At 57.1% G+C, this 16,208-nt stretch carries 13 protein-coding genes; 6 read left to right on the forward strand and 7 right to left on the reverse strand.

The genetic code is table 11. From position 1 onward, the window contains the following. Positions 1 to 40 precede the first annotated feature (40 nt). Complete coding sequence (gene carB, locus P4G45_RS08605) at positions 41 to 3,322, reverse strand: carbamoyl-phosphate synthase large subunit (RefSeq protein WP_348266068.1); 3,282 nt, start codon at positions 3,320 to 3,322, stop codon at positions 41 to 43. Between the two features lie 67 nt (positions 3,323 to 3,389). Beyond that, complete coding sequence (carA, locus tag P4G45_RS08610) at positions 3,390 to 4,529, reverse strand: glutamine-hydrolyzing carbamoyl-phosphate synthase small subunit (protein WP_348266069.1); 1,140 nt, start codon at positions 4,527 to 4,529, stop codon at positions 3,390 to 3,392. A 146-nt stretch (positions 4,530 to 4,675) separates the two neighbouring features. Here carA and P4G45_RS08615 point away from each other — a divergent pair, with 146 nt between their 5' ends. From P4G45_RS08615 to P4G45_RS08635, 5 genes are all read left to right on the forward strand, one after another. Then, on the forward strand, positions 4,676 to 4,828 hold the full coding sequence (locus P4G45_RS08615) for a hypothetical protein (RefSeq protein WP_348266070.1): 153 nt from the start codon (positions 4,676 to 4,678) through the stop codon (positions 4,826 to 4,828). Positions 4,829 to 5,009: 181 nt separating this feature from the next. Further along, entirely contained in the window at positions 5,010 to 5,843 is an 834-nt protein-coding gene (larE, locus tag P4G45_RS08620) for an ATP-dependent sacrificial sulfur transferase LarE (protein ID WP_348266071.1), read from the forward strand. 39 nt (positions 5,844 to 5,882) lie between these two features. Beyond that, the gene (gene larC, locus P4G45_RS08625) at positions 5,883 to 7,193 is read left to right on the forward strand and encodes a nickel pincer cofactor biosynthesis protein LarC (protein ID WP_348266072.1); all 1,311 of its coding nucleotides are present in this window, start codon (positions 5,883 to 5,885) and stop codon (positions 7,191 to 7,193) included. After that, positions 7,190 to 7,945, forward strand: coding sequence for a nickel pincer cofactor biosynthesis protein LarB (gene larB, locus P4G45_RS08630; protein ID WP_348266073.1), 756 nt, complete (start codon positions 7,190 to 7,192; stop codon positions 7,943 to 7,945). The genes larC and larB overlap by 4 nt, the downstream gene beginning before the upstream one ends. A 60-nt stretch (positions 7,946 to 8,005) precedes the next feature. After that, entirely contained in the window at positions 8,006 to 9,031 is a 1,026-nt protein-coding gene (locus P4G45_RS08635; protein WP_348266074.1) for an aldo/keto reductase, read from the forward strand. A gap of 65 nt (positions 9,032 to 9,096) precedes the next feature. Here P4G45_RS08635 and P4G45_RS08640 read toward each other — a convergent pair whose 3' ends face one another. The 4 genes from P4G45_RS08640 to P4G45_RS08655 form a co-directional block, all read right to left on the reverse strand. Next, the gene (locus P4G45_RS08640; RefSeq protein WP_348266075.1) at positions 9,097 to 9,873 is read right to left on the reverse strand and encodes a glucose 1-dehydrogenase; all 777 of its coding nucleotides are present in this window, start codon (positions 9,871 to 9,873) and stop codon (positions 9,097 to 9,099) included. 125 nt (positions 9,874 to 9,998) lie between these two features. Next, positions 9,999 to 11,081, reverse strand: a complete 1,083-nt coding sequence (locus P4G45_RS08645; protein WP_348266076.1) for a sugar kinase — start codon at positions 11,079 to 11,081, stop codon at positions 9,999 to 10,001. A 112-nt stretch (positions 11,082 to 11,193) separates the two neighbouring features. Then, on the reverse strand, positions 11,194 to 12,456 hold the full coding sequence (locus tag P4G45_RS08650; RefSeq protein WP_348266077.1) for a tagaturonate epimerase family protein: 1,263 nt from the start codon (positions 12,454 to 12,456) through the stop codon (positions 11,194 to 11,196). Between the two features lie 94 nt (positions 12,457 to 12,550). Beyond that, a complete protein-coding gene (locus P4G45_RS08655) occupies positions 12,551 to 13,825 on the reverse strand; it encodes a lactate racemase domain-containing protein (RefSeq protein ID WP_348266078.1) in 1,275 nt (424 codons plus the stop codon). Between the two features lie 70 nt (positions 13,826 to 13,895). Between P4G45_RS08655 and P4G45_RS08660 the strand changes: the two genes are divergently transcribed. Beyond that, on the forward strand, positions 13,896 to 14,639 hold the full coding sequence (locus P4G45_RS08660) for a dienelactone hydrolase family protein (RefSeq protein ID WP_348266079.1): 744 nt from the start codon (positions 13,896 to 13,898) through the stop codon (positions 14,637 to 14,639). 60 nt (positions 14,640 to 14,699) lie between these two features. Here P4G45_RS08660 and uxaC read toward each other — a convergent pair whose 3' ends face one another. Then, positions 14,700 to 16,097 carry a glucuronate isomerase gene (gene uxaC / locus P4G45_RS08665; protein ID WP_348266080.1) on the reverse strand — a complete coding sequence of 466 codons (1,398 nt, stop codon included), beginning with the start codon at positions 16,095 to 16,097 and terminating at the stop codon, positions 14,700 to 14,702. Positions 16,098 to 16,208: the final 111 nt, after the last annotated feature.

The following is a 16,208-nucleotide window of genomic DNA, read 5'->3' on the forward strand; positions in this document are numbered from 1 at the left end:
TTAGACCAACAGAAAAATCATACGCCCGAAGCCCACCAGATCAGACAGTTGCCTCAACCCGGTTCGCATGGAGCGTCTGCAACGCAACCACGCTCAGGGTCCCCTGCTGTAACGCGGAGATGCCCTCAGACGCCGCGCGTGCCGCCGCGAGAGTGGTGATCGTGGGAATCCGCGCCAGCACCGCAGCCCGGCGAATCGCCTGCTCATCGAAGAACGTGTCCTGCCCGCGCGGCGTATTCACAATCAGATGAATCCGGTCGCCTTTGATGAGGTCGACGACATTGGGACGACCTTCCTTCACCTTGTAAACGCGCTCCGGCTGCAACCCTGCCTTCTCCAGCACTGCCGCCGTTCCATGCGTGGCAACCAGATGGAATCCCATCTCCACAAACTGGCGAGCCAGCGAGACAACGCCTTCCTTATCGTGATCGTTGACGCTCAAGAAGATGGTCCCCTCGAGCGGGAGCACCTGTCCGGCGGCGATCTGCGCCTTGGCAAATGCCTCGCCAAAGTTGTCCGCCACGCCCATCACTTCGCCGGTAGACTTCATCTCCGGACCAAGCACCGTATCCACTCCGGGGAACTTGCCCCATGGAAACACCGGCGACTTCACAAAATAATGTGAACCTGTTCCGAGGTCATTCCCGTTCGCTACCGCTTCGGGCAGCAGCTCCTTCAACTTCCGCCCTACCATTAATCGTGATGCAATCTTGGCAAGCGGAACGCCGGTGGCCTTTGAAACATAGGGAACTGTACGCGAAGCCCGAGGATTTACCTCGATCACAAACACCTTGCCGCGCTGAATAGCGAACTGAATGTTCACAAGTCCCATCACGTTCAGTGCCATCGCCAGTTTGCGCGTATATTCGCGAATCGTACGCAGCACAGCATCGCTGAGATCGACCGAAGGCAGCACGCAGGACGAGTCGCCCGAGTGAATCCCCGCCTCCTCGATATGCTGCATGATCCCAGCAATCACAACGTCGTCGCCATCGCACAATGCATCGACGTCGACCTCGGTCGCATCCTCAAGGAAGTGGTCGATCAACACTGGCCGCTCCTGTGAGAACTCGATGGCGGTGCTCATGTAACGGACAACCGCCTCATCGTCATAAGCGATCACCATTGCACGTCCGCCCAGCACATAGGAGGGCCGCACCAGTACTGGATATCCCACGCGGTTCGCGCCTGCAACCGCTTCGGCCACGCTGGTTGCCATCGCGCCTTCAGGCTGCGGAATCTGCAATTCTTCAATCAGCTTGCCAAACCGCTTCCGATCTTCGGCCAGATCAATCGACTCCGGCGACGTCCCAATAATCGGCACACCAGCCTTCTTCAACGGCAGGCTCAGGTTCAACGGAGTCTGGCCGCCGAACTGCACTATCATCCCAATCTCTGCACCCGATGAAGCCTCATGCTCATACACCGCCAGCACGTCCTCGAGCGTCAACGGCTCAAAGTACAACCGGTCGCTGGTGTCGTAGTCGGTCGAAACAGTCTCAGGATTGCAGTTGACCATGATGGTCTCGTAGCCGTCTTCACGCAGCGCGAACGCGGCATGGCAGCAGCAATAATCGAACTCGATTCCCTGCCCGATCCGGTTCGGCCCGCTGCCCAGAATCAGAATCTTCTTGCGCGTCGTCGGCGCAGCCTCGTCTTCTTCGTCGTAGCAGCTGTAGAGATACGGTGTATAGCTCTCAAATTCTCCGGCGCACGTATCCACCATCTTGTAGACCGGCAATACATTCAGCTTCTTCCGCAGCGCACGAACCGCAGCAGTCCCCTCAGCGCCCTTCAATCCCCAACTCGCAGCCAGCCGCTCGTCCGAGATGCCCATCCGCTTGGCGTCGCGAAGCTGTTCCGCGGTGACCTCATCCATCGACACGCCGCCAATCGCCTTGATCTCATCCGTAATCTGTTTCATCTGGTACAGAAACCACGGATCCATCGAGGTCATACGAGCGACCTCGCGCACTGTCATCCCGCGTTCAAACGCATAGCGAATGTAGGCCAGCCGGTCAGGATGCGGCGTCACCAGCCGCTGCGTCAGCCTGCGCGGTTCAATATCGTCCGCCGTGGCCTTCTTGCCCGTCTCCAGCGACCGCACCGCCTTCATCATCGCTTCCTTGAAGGTGCGGCCAATCGCCATCACTTCGCCGACAGACTTCATCTGCGGCCCCAGGCCCTCATCGGCGCCGGGAAACTTCTCGAACTGCCACTTCGGAATCTTTACGACGACATAATCAATCGTCGGCTCAAAGCAAGCCGGAGTAGCCTTCGTAATGTCGTTCTGAATCTCATCGAGCGTATAGCCGACGGCAAGCCGCGCAGCGATCTTCGCAATCGGAAACCCGGTGGCCTTCGAAGCAAGTGCCGACGACCGCGACACGCGCGGGTTCATCTCGATCACTGTCATGCGCCCGTTCACCGGATTCACCGCGAACTGCACGTTGCTTCCGCCCGTCTCCACACCAATCTCGCGGATCACGCGAATCGCAGCATCCCGCATGCACTGGTACTCGCGATCAGTCAACGTCTGCGCCGGAGCGACTGTAATTGAGTCGCCCGTATGCACGCCCATCGGATCGAAGTTTTCAATCGAGCAGATGATGATGACGTTGTCATTCAGGTCGCGGACAACCTCGAGCTCGTACTCTTTCCAGCCGAGCACACTCTCTTCAATCAAGCACTCGTGCACCGGCGAGAGATCGAGCCCGCGCGAAAGAATTTCCATCATCTCTTCGCGGTTGTATGCAATACCGCCGCCCGATCCACCAAGCGTGAACGAAGGGCGAATCACAACGGGAAAGCCAATTTTTGCGGCAAACTCCAGACCATCGCGAAGGTTGTTCACAAGCTGCGAGCGCGGCATGTCCAGACCGATCTTGTTCATCGCATCCTTGAACAACAAACGGTCCTCGGCCTTCTTGATCGCTTCCAACTTCGCGCCAATCAGTTCAACTCCGAGCTTCTCCAGCACTCCCGAATCCGCCAGATCTACAGCGAGATTCAGAGCCGTCTGGCCACCCACCGTCGGCAGCACGGCAAACTTGCCGGAACCGGACGCCAGCATCTCCGCTTCGACGCGGAGAATTTCCTCAAGATAAGCCGTATTCAGAGGCTCGATATAAGTGCGGTCCGCAACCTCAGGATCGGTCATGATGGACGCCGGGTTCGAGTTCACCAGCACTACCTCATAGCCCTCAGCCTTCAGCGCCTTGCAAGCCTGCGTGCCGGAGTAATCGAACTCCGCCGACTGACCAATCACAATCGGCCCGGAGCCGATCACCAGAATTTTTGCGATGTCATTCCTGCGTGGCATCTATTTCTCTTTCTCAACTAATTTCTATGTGCCGAAAAAATGCGCGACCAAAGCCGCGCCTTTAGTTTTACTTCTTCCACTCTTCCATCATCTTCCGAAAATCCCGGAAGAGATAATGCGAATCGTGCGGCCCCGGACTTGCCTCCGGGTGATATTGCACGCTGAACATGGGATCGGTCTTATGCTTCAACCCAGCCAGCGTCTGATCGTTCAGGTTCGTATGCGTCCGTTCGACATTCGCCGGCAGCGATTCCGGATCGACATTGAAGTTATGGTTCTGAGCCGTAATCTCCACCTTGCCGGTCTGGTGGTTCATGATCGGATGGTTGCCGCCATGATGCCCAAACTTCAGCTTGTAGGTCTTGCCACCGAGCGCCAGCCCAAATATCTGGTGTCCTAAACAGATCCCGAAGATGGGAATATTTCCCTGCAATTTCCTCACATTTTCGACCGCATACTCCAGCGGTTCCGGATCGCCCGGCCCATTGGAGAAGAAGACTCCGTCTGGATTCAACGCCAGTACTTCTTCGGCAGGAGTCTTCGCCGGAACAACAGTCACCCTGCAGTTCTCGCGCGTCAGCATCCGCAGAATGTTTTCCTTGATGCCGAAATCATAAGCCACCACATGCATCTGCTTCCCTTCCGCATTTTCCGAAGGCATCAGCAGAGAATCACCAGTCTGGTTTTTCGGCTCGTTGGCATCCCATTGGTATACGGTTCTGGTTGTCACGATGCTGGCAAGATCGGTGCCTTCCATCTTCTTGATCGAGCGCGCCTTCGCAACCAGCGCATCTACATCCAGGTTCTCGCCACTCGCAATCACGCCACGCATCACGCCATTGGCGCGCAGATGCCGCACCACAGCCCGTGTGTCGATCTCCGCGATCACCGGCACGCCATAGCGCTCAAGATACTCATCGGCAACCTGCGTCGAGCGCCAGTTCGAACTCATCGGCGAAAACTCACGCGTCACCAACCCTTCGATGTAAGGCCGTGTGGCCTCCGCATCGTGCGGTGTCGTCCCATAGTTTCCAATATGCGGATTCGTTAGAACCACAATCTGGCCCGCATAGGAGGGATCGGTAAAGATCTCCTGATAGCCGGTCAGCGATGTATTGAAGACCACCTCGCCGGAGCATTCCGCTCCTGCGCCAAAACTCTTGCCACGAAAGATGCGCCCGTCTTCAAGCGCCAGTATTGCTTGCATTGCCTCTCCAGAGGAGTGGATTTTATAGATTCTAACAGCTTTGGTGCCCATAAGCCGCATCTATCGAAGCTGTCACCCATAAACCCTTCTGCAGCCACGAAAAAAGGCCCGAAACCTTGCGGCCGGGCCTCTCTTCCAGCGCATAAATGCTAGCGTCTGTGATGGCGATGATGATGACGGTGGTGATGATGCACCGCGGCATTTGCAGGAACAACGGCTCCCGCCAATACAACGAATGCAATGGCACCAAGGATCAGGCTACGAATCTTCACAATATCTCCTTCAACCCATCTATTTAGTTTTCAGAAATAGTCAGGCAGTACACGAAGCTTACTCCGCCGATGGTCATCCATCCAACATCCCACTATAAAAAGCCCGGTGAGGAATCTGACTTTACACTCGCCATTCGCTTTCTCGAAATACTGCGGCTTTTTCAGCGACGACAGCATCTCTCCTACAATAGAGGTCAGGGCGACCCAAATGGACCTTGCGCAAAAATCCGCACTTCTGCAGACCACCCTTCGCGACCTCGGTGGCCTTCTCGTTGCCTACTCCGGCGGAACCGACTCCGCCTACCTTGCCTATGCCGCTCATCAAGTCCTCGGCGACAACATGCTGGCCGTTATCGCGGACTCCGCATCCCTGCCCCGCGCTGAACTGGCCGCAGCCCTAGACTTTGCCGCCCAGTACAACATTCCGGTCCAGATTCTGCACACCGAGGAGCTGGAAAATCCCGATTACCAACGCAACGACAGCAAACGCTGCTTCCACTGCAAGGACGAGCTCTTCACGCGCATGGAGTCCGAACGCGAGACTCGAGGCTTCCGGCACATCGCCTACGGCATGAACCTCGACGACCGCGGCGAGTTTCGCCCGGGCCAGCAGGCTGCCGCCCAACACCACGCCGTCGCCCCCCTGGTGACTGCACAGCTCACCAAGGCCGAGATTCGCCAGCTCGCCCATGAAGCCGGTCTCAAAGTGTGGGACAAGCCAGCCTCAGCCTGTCTCTCCTCACGTATCGAGTACGGCCGCCCGGTTACCCGCGAGAACCTCTCGCAGGTCGAGCAGGCCGAAGAGGCCCTCCACGCCCTTGGCTTCCAGCAGGTCCGCGTTCGTCACCACGGCGATCTGGCGCGAATTGAGATCGCCCGCGAAGAACTTCCCCGCGCCCTTTCGCTTGAAACTCTCGACCGTATCACCGCCGCTCTGCGCGCCATCGGCTTCCTCTATATCACCCTCGACACCCAGGGCTACCGCTCCGGCAGTATGAACGACATACTCCCTGCCGCGTCCATTACTCCCGCCGGTCAGTGAAGCGTCCAAATCTTTCCATCGCCGTGAAAGAATAGCCACATGCGCATCGCTTACCTCGACTGCTTTGCCGGCATCAGCGGAGACATGTTCCTCGGCGCTCTGCTCGACGCCGGAGTCGCCCCTCAGGTCCTCCACGAAGCCATCGCCTCCCTCAACCTCGGAGCATCCCTCAGAATTGAGAAGGTCGACCGCAGCGGCATCTCCTCGACCAAGGTCTTCGTCCTCGACGGAACCCACGTAGCCGACGAAAAGGACCTGTCCGAACCCCAGGTTTCCCAAACGAAAAACCACGACGAGGGCAGCAATACCCACGTTCACGATCACAATCATGAAGCGGCCCACACACACAGCCACGCCGAAAAGAAAAGTGGACATCATCATGGACGCCACTTAAGCGCAATCCGCAAGATCATCGAATCGAGCACTTTAGCTCCCCAAGTCAAACAGACAGCGATCCAGGCCTTCGAACTCCTCGGAGCGTCCGAAGCCAGAATCCACAACGTAGACGTAGAAAAGATCCACTTCCACGAAGTCGGCGCCATTGACGCCATCGCGGACATCGTCGCCGCGTCCGCCGGGATTCATGCGCTCGCAATCGATCAGTGGTTTTGCTCTCCCCTTAACGTTGGAGGAGGCACAATCGACTGTGCCCACGGGCGTTTTCCCGTCCCCGCCCCGGCTACGGCAGACCTGCTCCGCGGCTTCCCCACCTACTCCGCCGAACCGCAAATGGAACTGGTCACTCCCACCGGCGCAGCCCTAATTCGCGCGCTTGCTCCTACCTTTGGCCAGCAGCCCGCGATGCGTGTCCAAAGCATAGGTTACGGAGCCGGGACCCGCGATCCCAAGGGCTTTCCCAACGTTTTGCGTTTGAACATCGGCGAATCAGGGCAGAACACGAGCACAGACACTGTGGCTGTTCTCGAAACCGCCATCGACGATCTCAATCCTCAAATCATTGCTCATGTCACTGAACAGGCCCTCCAGCAAGGTGCGCTCGATGTCATGCTTACCCCGGTCCTGATGAAGAAGGGTCGGCCCGGCACGCTTTTAACCATCCTCTGCGACCCCGACAAAGTACCTGCTTTCGAACGTTTCCTCTTGCGTGAGACCAGTACTCTTGGCATCCGCATCCATCAGGAGCAGCGTTCCTGCCTCAGCCGTAGCCATCGGTCCGTCACCACAGCCTATGGAGACATTCGCATCAAGGTAGGCTCACTCGCCGAAGAAGAATTTAACGCAACTCCGGAATTTGAAGACTGCCGCACCGCCGCCGCGACCCATAACGTTCCCGTCAAGCAAGTCATCCAAACTGCTATCGCCGCCTATCACGCCAGTAAATCAAAATGAATAAATCGTCCCTTCTCGAACTCCTCGCTGAAGTCCAACTCGGCAGCGTCTCCCCGGAGCAAGCCTCCGCCCGCCTCGCCACACTTCCCTTTGAAGACCTCGATTACGCCAAGATCGATCACCACCGGTCGCTCCGTAACGGTCTGCCAGAGGTTATTTATGCGGCAGGAAAATCTGCCGAGCACACTGCGGAAATCTTCTCGCGCATGGCCGCAACCGGCATCGACGTCCTCGCCACGCGAGCCGACGAGGCCACGGCAGCGGCAGTCCTCGCCATCACTCCGGCCGCCCGGTATCACCAGCAGGCACGGGCCATCACCCTCCGGCAATCGCCCGCAGCCGAGCCGCTAGGCCACATCGCCATCCTCTGCGCCGGAACCAGCGATCTCTACGCCGCTGAAGAGGCGGCTGTCACCGCCGAACTCTTCGGCACCAAAGTCACCCGGCTCTACGACGTCGGAGTTGCCGGCCTTCACCGCCTGATGGCCCAGCGCGATTCTCTTGTCACGGCCGACGCGGTCATCGTCTGCGCCGGCATGGAGGGTGCCCTCCCCAGCGTTGTGGGCGGCCTGGTCGGTGTCCCTGTGATCGCGGTCCCAACCTCGGTCGGTTACGGAGCCTCTTTCGCCGGGGCAGCAGCCCTTTTAGGCATGCTCAACTCCTGCTCGCCAAATGTTTGTGTCGTCAATATCGACAACGGCTTCGGCGCCGCTTACACCGCCACGCTGATCGCTCGCGCGGCAAGCAGGTAGCTTCCTTAGGCACTGGCTGCATCCAACTTTGCAAGCAACTGGCAAAGCAGGAGAGTGCCCATGGAACGCAGAAGCTTTATCAAAGCAGCGACAGCGGTCGGAGTCACTGCGGCCACAGGCACGGGCCTCGGCCAGTCCGCCTCTGCCGCAAAACCATCCAGTGCCGCCACCAGACCCGAATCGCCTGACATGATCTATCGCGAGCTTGGCAGGACCGGCGAACGGGTCTCCGCCATCGGCCTGGGCGGTTTCCATATCGGCAAACAGCCAGACGCCAAGGAAAGTATTCATCTCATTCGGCAGGCTATCGATCGCGGCATCACCTTCATGGATAACTGCTGGGACTATAACGGTGGCATCAGCGAAGTTCGCATGGGACAGGCACTCCGCGACGGCTATCGCAACAAGGTCTTCCTCATGACCAAGATGGACGGCCGCACCAAAGAGGCCTACAACAAGCAGCTCGAAGAATCTCTCGGACGCCTTCAGACCGATGTTATTGACCTCGTCCAGTTTCACGAGATCATCCGCATGGAAGACCCCGACCGCGTCTTTGCGCCAGGCGGCGCGCTCGAAGCCGCTGTCGCTGCAAAGCAGGCCGGAAAGATCCGCTATATCGGCTTTACAGGGCACAAGGACCCAGCGGTCCATCTGCGCATGTTCGAGACAGCGGAGAAGCACGGCTTCCACTTCGACACCGTCCAGATGCCGGTCAACGTTATGGACGCCCACTTTCGTTCTTTTACGAAGGAGGTTATTCCCGTCGCGCTCAAGCAAGGCACCGGAGTCCTCGCCATGAAGACCTTCGGCGATAACCACATCCTGCGCAGCAAGACGATAGAACCCATCGAAGCCCTTCATTACGGACTTACACAACCGGTCTCTGTCGTCATCACCGGTATCGATTCGCCAACCGTCCTCGATCAGGCCATTCAAGCCGCAAAGACCTTCAAGCCGCTCACCCAAACTCAGATTGCAAGTCTGCTCGATCGCACCCGCGAAGCCGCCAGCGAAGGGAAATTCGAGTTATTCAAAACGACAAGCCAGTTTGACGGTACAGCCGCCAATCCAAAATGGCTTGGCTAGCAAAAAAGCCAGCCGTTATCTTCAAATAACGGCTGGCTTATATATTATGAAGAGTTTTCGAGCTGTTATTGGTTTACGCCGCTGGCGAGGAACCCGCCATCGACCACCAGAATCTCTCCGGTAACAAAGGTAGAGGCGTCGCTCGACAGAAACACCGCAGCGCCAATCAACTCTTCTGTCTTGCCGAAGCGACCCAGGGGCGTCCGCATCAGAAGTTCCTTGCCACGGTCGCTCTCGTCCAGCAACTTCTGGTTCAACGGGGTACGAAACACCCCGGGAGCAATCGCATTGACTGTCACGCCCTGCGAACTCCATTCGACGGCCAGCGACTTGGTCAGCGCACCCACAGCAGCCTTGCTGGTTGCATAGGCAGTAACTTCTTTGAGCGAGACAAAGGTATTGAGCGAAGCAATATTGATGATTCTTCCATAGCCACGTTCCAGCATGTGCTTTCCGAAAATCTGGCATGCACGTAGCGTCCCGGTCACATTCGTATCCATAATGTCGTCCCAGGTCTCTTCGGACACAGTAAGCGTCGGCTCGCGCTTGATTTTGCCGGCACAATTGATCAGAATATCGACCTTGCCAAACGCCTTCAGCGTCTCATCCAGCACCGCTTGGAGAGAAGCACGATCTCCCACATCCGACGTCAACCTAAGTGCCTTGCGGCCCCTGGCCTCAATTGCTTTCGCAGCCTCTTCCACCTGTTCGGCGCGCCGCGATGTTGCCACCACATCAGCACCCGCGTCTGCAAGCCCAATCGCCATCGCCAAGCCAATGCCCGACGTCCCACCAACCACGACGGCCGATTTGCCGCTCAAGTCAAACAACGGGTGTCCCATTCAATCTCCTCGTTTTACAGTTTTCAATCCGGACGCGCGCTCCTGTCTTCCCCGATAGGGAGAAAACAGGAGCGCGCACTAATTTATAGATCCTGGCGAACGAACCGCTTCACCAAGGCAATGAACTAACGCTGAATTCGTGCCGATCCGCCGCTGGCAAACGCCTTGACCTGATCAAGGGTCGCCATCGTGGTATCACCGGGGAAGGTCGTCATCAACGCTCCATGAGCCCATCCCAGCTTGATCGCCTCTTCCGGCTCCGCTCCGCTGAGCAGACCATAGATAAAGCCTGCGGCAAAACCGTCTCCGCCACCGACACGATCGAGCACCTTCAGCTCTGCGGTCGGAGCGTTCACCGTCTTGCCATTGACCCAGGCTACGGCGCTCCAGCTATGGTGGTTCGTGTTGTGAACCTCGCGCAACGTGGTCGCAACGATCTTGATGTTGGGATAGCGCTTCACCACCTGATCGATCATCGACAGGAAGACGCTCGGATCGAGCTTGGAGCTGGCACCAACCTCCGGCCCTTCAAAACCCAGTCCCTTCTGCAGGTCCTCTTCATTGCCGACCAACACATCAACGTTCTCGACGATCTTGCCAAGCACTTCATGGGCACGCTTGATTCCGCCGACGGTCTTCCAAAGCTTCTCGCGGTAGTTCAGGTCGAACGAGCAGATAACGCCAGCGGCGCGGGCTGCCTTCAAAGCTTCAATCAGCAACTCAGCAGTCGTCTCCGAGAGAGCGGAGAAAATGCCGCCGCTATGGAACCAGCGAACACCCTGGGCAAAGATCGCCTTCCAGTCAAAGTCGCCCGGCTTGAGCAGCGCAGCCGCTTCATTGCTACGGTTGTAGAAGACCACTGGGGCGCGGACACCAAAGCCCTGGTCGCTGTACACGGTCGCGATATTCGGGCCGCGTGTGCCATCATGCTCGAAGCGCTTATAGAAAGGCTTGACGCCCATCGCCCGTACGCGCTCATTGACGAGATCGCCGATCGGATAGGACACCATTGCCGTCGCTATGCCGGTGTTCAGGCCGAAGCAGTCCGACAGGTTCGCCGCAACGTTGAACTCGCCGCCGCTTACGTGAATCGCAACCTCGGTTGCTTTGCGAAATGGGATGATGCCCGGGTCGAGACGGGTGACCATTGCCCCGAGCGACAGGAGATCCAGTGTGCCTTTTTCAGGAATGTTGAAGCCAAGATTCATTGCGCCATTCTCCTCAATTTTCAATACCCATCAGGGCATGATTCTATTCATCATATCTGTCTGAAGATCAACTCCAGATGAGCCGACAAGATTGCCCTAAAAAACTATAGAGCTATTTGCCGAGAAATACCGGACGGATGTGCCGCTCGAACAAATTCGTTGTCACATTTTTTGCGACAACCTCTTCATTCGCCTCAAGCGCTCTCAGATACCGATCGCCCAATTTTGCCGCGACCTTGAAGCCGACATGCAGCAATTGCCGGAAACTCGGGTTATATTCCTTGTTGCCCTGCTCGTGGCGAAGGGCCGAGGTGTACTGTTCACTGGTCCACCCATTTACCTCTTCTGGCTTCGGCAGTTTCGCAGGATCGATGTCGATCACCGTCGCGTAGGGCGCGCAAAGCTCCTTGCTATGCGCATAGGCCTCCGCATAGACTTCTTTGGCGATCTCAAGCCCAGTTCCACCAGCCTCCGCCAATCCAATCAGCTCTTCCAGCCACGTAGTCCCTGCGGTCTTCATATGAACGCCGGCGTCAAACTTCTTTACCGCGTCATGAACCGCGTTATAAATCGAGAACTTATCCGAGCCTGAGTGAATGCTCAGCTTCAGGTTATCCGGCAGCCCATAGGTCTTGACCGCGAAAGCGATGGTTGCCAGATCTTCGTTGAATTCCTTCGTGAACTGCGCGACATCGCCCACATAATCGACGCCCTTATTGAACCGTCCCGTAAACTTCGGCGCAATCGTCTGGATCGGAATCTTCTCGTCGGCGATCGCCGCCAGAATAATCAGCAACTCCACTGGCGTTTGCGGAGAGTCCGTCTCGTCCATCGAGACCTCAGGAACAAACTTTCCAGCTCCCTTCTTTTCCACCAGAAAGCGATAGATGCGTCCGGCATCCTGTACTGCTGCAAGAAATTTATTCGCAACGTCAGTCACAAACGCGGCGTCGGTCTTGAACGGCTCATCGATATGCGGAATCGTCACCGTGCCCACTAGCTCCGGATGCCGCTTGACGAAGGCTTCCACGTCCTTGGGATCGGCTGGTTGTCCAATCAGATCCGCAACGTCCAGGGTAAAGAAATCGCACGGCTCCAAAAACCTTCCTACGGTCTTGAGATTGATATGGTCCGCATCCAGAAAGTACGGCTTCATCCATCCCAGTTCTTTTACCGCCAAGTCAGCCGCAACACGCGTCTGACTCGGCTCCGATCCAATAATCATGTGCTCCCGGTTCGACTTGTTCCACACCGGAATGACCTCAACACCTGCATCGGCAGCCATAACACATGCCGCAAGCTGCGCCTTTGCCTGATGCGCAAACCGGTCACCCACTCCCAATGAAAACTTCGGAAGCCTCAATTCCTCGCTCATGATGAAAAACCCTTCTCAAATCTCAGATCTAATTGGTCTAACCAATTTCCGCCTGCTCCAGCATACCGATTAATCCGGCTTCGCTGCAAATTCTTTATTTTTTGAATCGGCCTTCATAGGCCCAGAGGCCGAGGCCCGGGTTGGAGATGTAAAAGATCTCTTCGCCGTCGACTGTGTTCCAGCCGTCCTGAAGCGTCTCTGGCGTGTACTTTGCCATGGCTTCAGCGAGGTCGCCGTACTCGAAGTGGACACTCTCTATCTCCTGGCGGGTGAGGTGTCCCGGGCAGTAGCGAATCGTGAAACGGCCTTCACTGGAGCCGTGAATCAAGTGCGCAGCTGCACTTAGATTGCCAGCCAGCGCTGGATCTTCCTTTACCGCCTCCAGGGTTCGTGGCGTGCCGCAGTAGCCGTACTTGCGGATGAGGACATCGATTGCGGCATCTTCGCCAAACTCATGCACTCCGGGCGCAAGGACGATCAGCTCGGCGTTGTCTGCAAGCGCCATGCGGGTGCGATAGACGCTCTTGTTTCCCAGCCAGGTGCTGCGAAATTCGTGAGGATCGAGGAAGACCACGGCCTTCTTAATCTCGCGGTCCATCATCTTGAAGTTGACTTGAAGGCTAAGCTCAGCGGCTCGCTCAAAGCACTCGACATCGTCGCCTACATACATGCCGCGAATGACCAATTGGCCTGCGTCGTTCTTCCCTATCACCGTCTGTACGTACACAATGGGCATATCTTTCGCGAAGTGGTCGCTGGCATAGTTCAGCACCCGGCGCACGGGAGTGTCTGCCCGGCCCATCATGCGCTCCATGCCATAAACAGCGCCGAGGAAGTGGCTGCGATGGATGCCCATTGAACCGCCCGTTCCGACGAAGATATTCTTGTTGTAGTTGGCCATGCCCACTACTTCGTGCGGCACCACCTGGCCAATCGACAGAATCAAGTCATGGCCGCCATCGCGAAGCAACTTATTCACCTGCGCAGGCCAGGTGTAGTCGAGCTTGCCCTCGCTCACCTCGTACATAAACTCGCTGGGAACTTCGCCAAGGGTCACGATGTCGTTGCGCCAGTCATGCACACGGAATAACTCTCTTGGAGTGGCGCCAAACATGGTCGCGATCTCCTCGTCGCTCATCGCTTTATGCGTTCCCAGTGCGGGCAGCACATCTGTCAGGCTGTCGCCGTAGTATTGCCACGCCAGCTCCGTCAGAACGCCGCTCTGCGAGTGCATCCGGGTAAAGTCCGGCGGAACCGCCAGCACTTTTTTTCGTTTTCCCAGCTTATCCAGCGCGCTAAAAAGGTTTGATCGCACATCACTCGGCGACATCTCCGTCGTCGCACTTCCGGCAGCAAAAAAGAGGCTCATAGACACTCATCTTACCCTGTAGCGGCAAGTGTTATACAGTCCGATCAAGGAGCTATCAAAGGAGCTATCCATGACTGAACAAGACATCCAGATATCCATGCCGAGCGGTGCTACGGATGCCGTTTTATTCTCCCCCAACGCCTCCACCCCGCTTCCAGGCGTTCTTTATCTCCCTGATATCGGCAGCATTCGCGAGGCAAACCGCACCATGGCGCGAAGGCTTTCCGAGCAAGGTTATGTCGCGCTTCTGGTCAATCCCTTCTATCGCACAAGCCGTCCGCCGGTGTTTAATTTTCCCAGGGTAGCCGGTGAGGCGCGGACCATTCAGCGCATGGGAGAGCTTATAGCCCCGCTGACACCCGGCGCACAGGAAGAGGATGCCGCCGCCTATGTCGATTTCCTCACGGCACAACCTGCCGTCCGACCCGGCCCAATCGGCGTTGTGGGTTACTGCTTCAGCGGAGCGCTTGCCCTGCGCGCGGCCGCTGTCCGGCCATCACAGGTGGCCTCGGCAGCTTCTTTTCACGGGGGCGGCCTCTACAAAGCTGACACTCCCGCCAGCCCCCACCTGGTTCTCCCGCGTGTGACTGCGCAGCTCTACTTTGGCCACGCCGCCAACGACAAGAGCATGGATGAGGAGGCCATCAAGCACTTCGAGCAGGCGCTAGCGAAGTGGGGTGGCCGCTATGAGAGCGAGACTTATAAAGAGGCGCACCATGGCTGGACTGTTCCTGATAACCCAGCCTTCAATCCGAAAGAGGCTGATCGCGCTTTTCAAAAGCTGACGAAATTGCTGGGAGAGACGCTTCGCTAGAGGTGAGGGCCAGCAGATTCGCTGGCCCTCTTTTCAACCCGTCGATGTTTCGCAGGTGGCTTACAACTTGTAGGCCTTCCTTGCCAGATTTACCGTCAGATCCTTGGCGACTTCAAATGCTTCGTCTTCGTCCAGACTGCCCTCCGCCACTAGTCTGCCGAGAAAGGCGCAGTCGATCCGGCGAGCTACGTCGTGACGGGCCGGGATCGACAGAAAGGCACGCGTATCGTCGTTGAAGCCTACCGTGTTGTAGAATCCTGCGGTCTCGGTAGCCTGCTCACGGAAGCGCATCATGCCTTCGGGAGAGTCCTGGAACCACCAAGGCGGGCCCAGCCGCAGCGCGGGGTAGTGTCCGGCCAGCGGAGCCAGCTCCCGCGAGTAGGAGGTCTCGTCGAGGGTGAACAAAATCAGGGTAAGGCGCGAGTCGTTTCCGTATTTGGTCAACAGCGGACGCAGGGCGCGGACATATTCGGTGGGCGAAGGCATGTCGGCGCCCTTATCGCGGCCGAACTTCTCGTAGACCAGCTTGTTGTGATTGCGTACTGAGCCGGGATGAAGCTGCATGGTCAGCCCGTCTTCGACGCTCATTCCTGCCATCTCGGTCAGCATCTGCGCCTGAAAGATCTGCTGCTCCTGCGGCACGGAGTGGCCGGAAAGGATGCGCTGATAGAGCGACTCCGCCGTGGCGGTATCGAGGTCGGCTGTCTGCGCTGTCAGATGCCCATGATCTGTAGCCGTGGCTCCCATCGACTTGAAGAAGGCACGGCGGTTGCGCAGCGCGTTGAGATAACCCTTCCATGTCCCGATATCTTCACCAGTGATCTGGCCCAGCTTCTCTATATTTTGAACGAAACCTGCGTACTCCGCATCGATGACTGAATCGGGGCGGAAGGTGGGCAGGACTCTTCCTTTCCATCCGGATTCCTTAATTGCTTTGTGAAATTCCAGCGTGTCGAGGGGCGTGTCCGTGGTAGATAGCACCTCGATGTTGAACTTTTCATAGAGCGCACGCGGACGAAACTCCGGTGTTTCCAGCGCCTTCGCAATCAGATCGTAGTAAGAGTCGGCGTTTTGCGGACTCAACCGATCCTTCAAGCCAAATTGCTTCTCAAATGCATAATCCAGCCATAATCGGGTAGGCGTTCCGCGGAAGAGATAGTAGTGCCTGGCAAAGATGCGCCAGACCTCGCGAGGGTCGGCGGATTCGCCGCCATCTAGCTGGGGAATCCCAAGAGACTCCAGTGAAACGCCCTGAGAGTAGAGCATCCGGAAAACATAATGGTCCGGAGTGATGAATAACGCGGCAGGATTCGGAAAAGCCTTGTCCTCGGCGAACCAGCGCGGATCGCAGTGCCCGTGCGGCGAAATAATGGGCAGGTCACGCACCGTCTCATACAGCTTCGCGGCCACTGAACGTGCCGCACTATCCGAAGGAAATAGCCTGTTTTCGTCAAGCATTATCTTTGTCACCTCTGAAAAAACCATTGCGCCTGAGCGCTGTCCTTTGAAGCCTATCAAAATTGCTCGCACCACGAACAATATCTGTCTCAGAACAAAAAAGGAGAGCGC

The organism is Edaphobacter paludis (assembly GCF_039993895.1).
GTDB lineage: Bacteria > Acidobacteriota > Terriglobia > Terriglobales > Acidobacteriaceae > Edaphobacter > Edaphobacter paludis.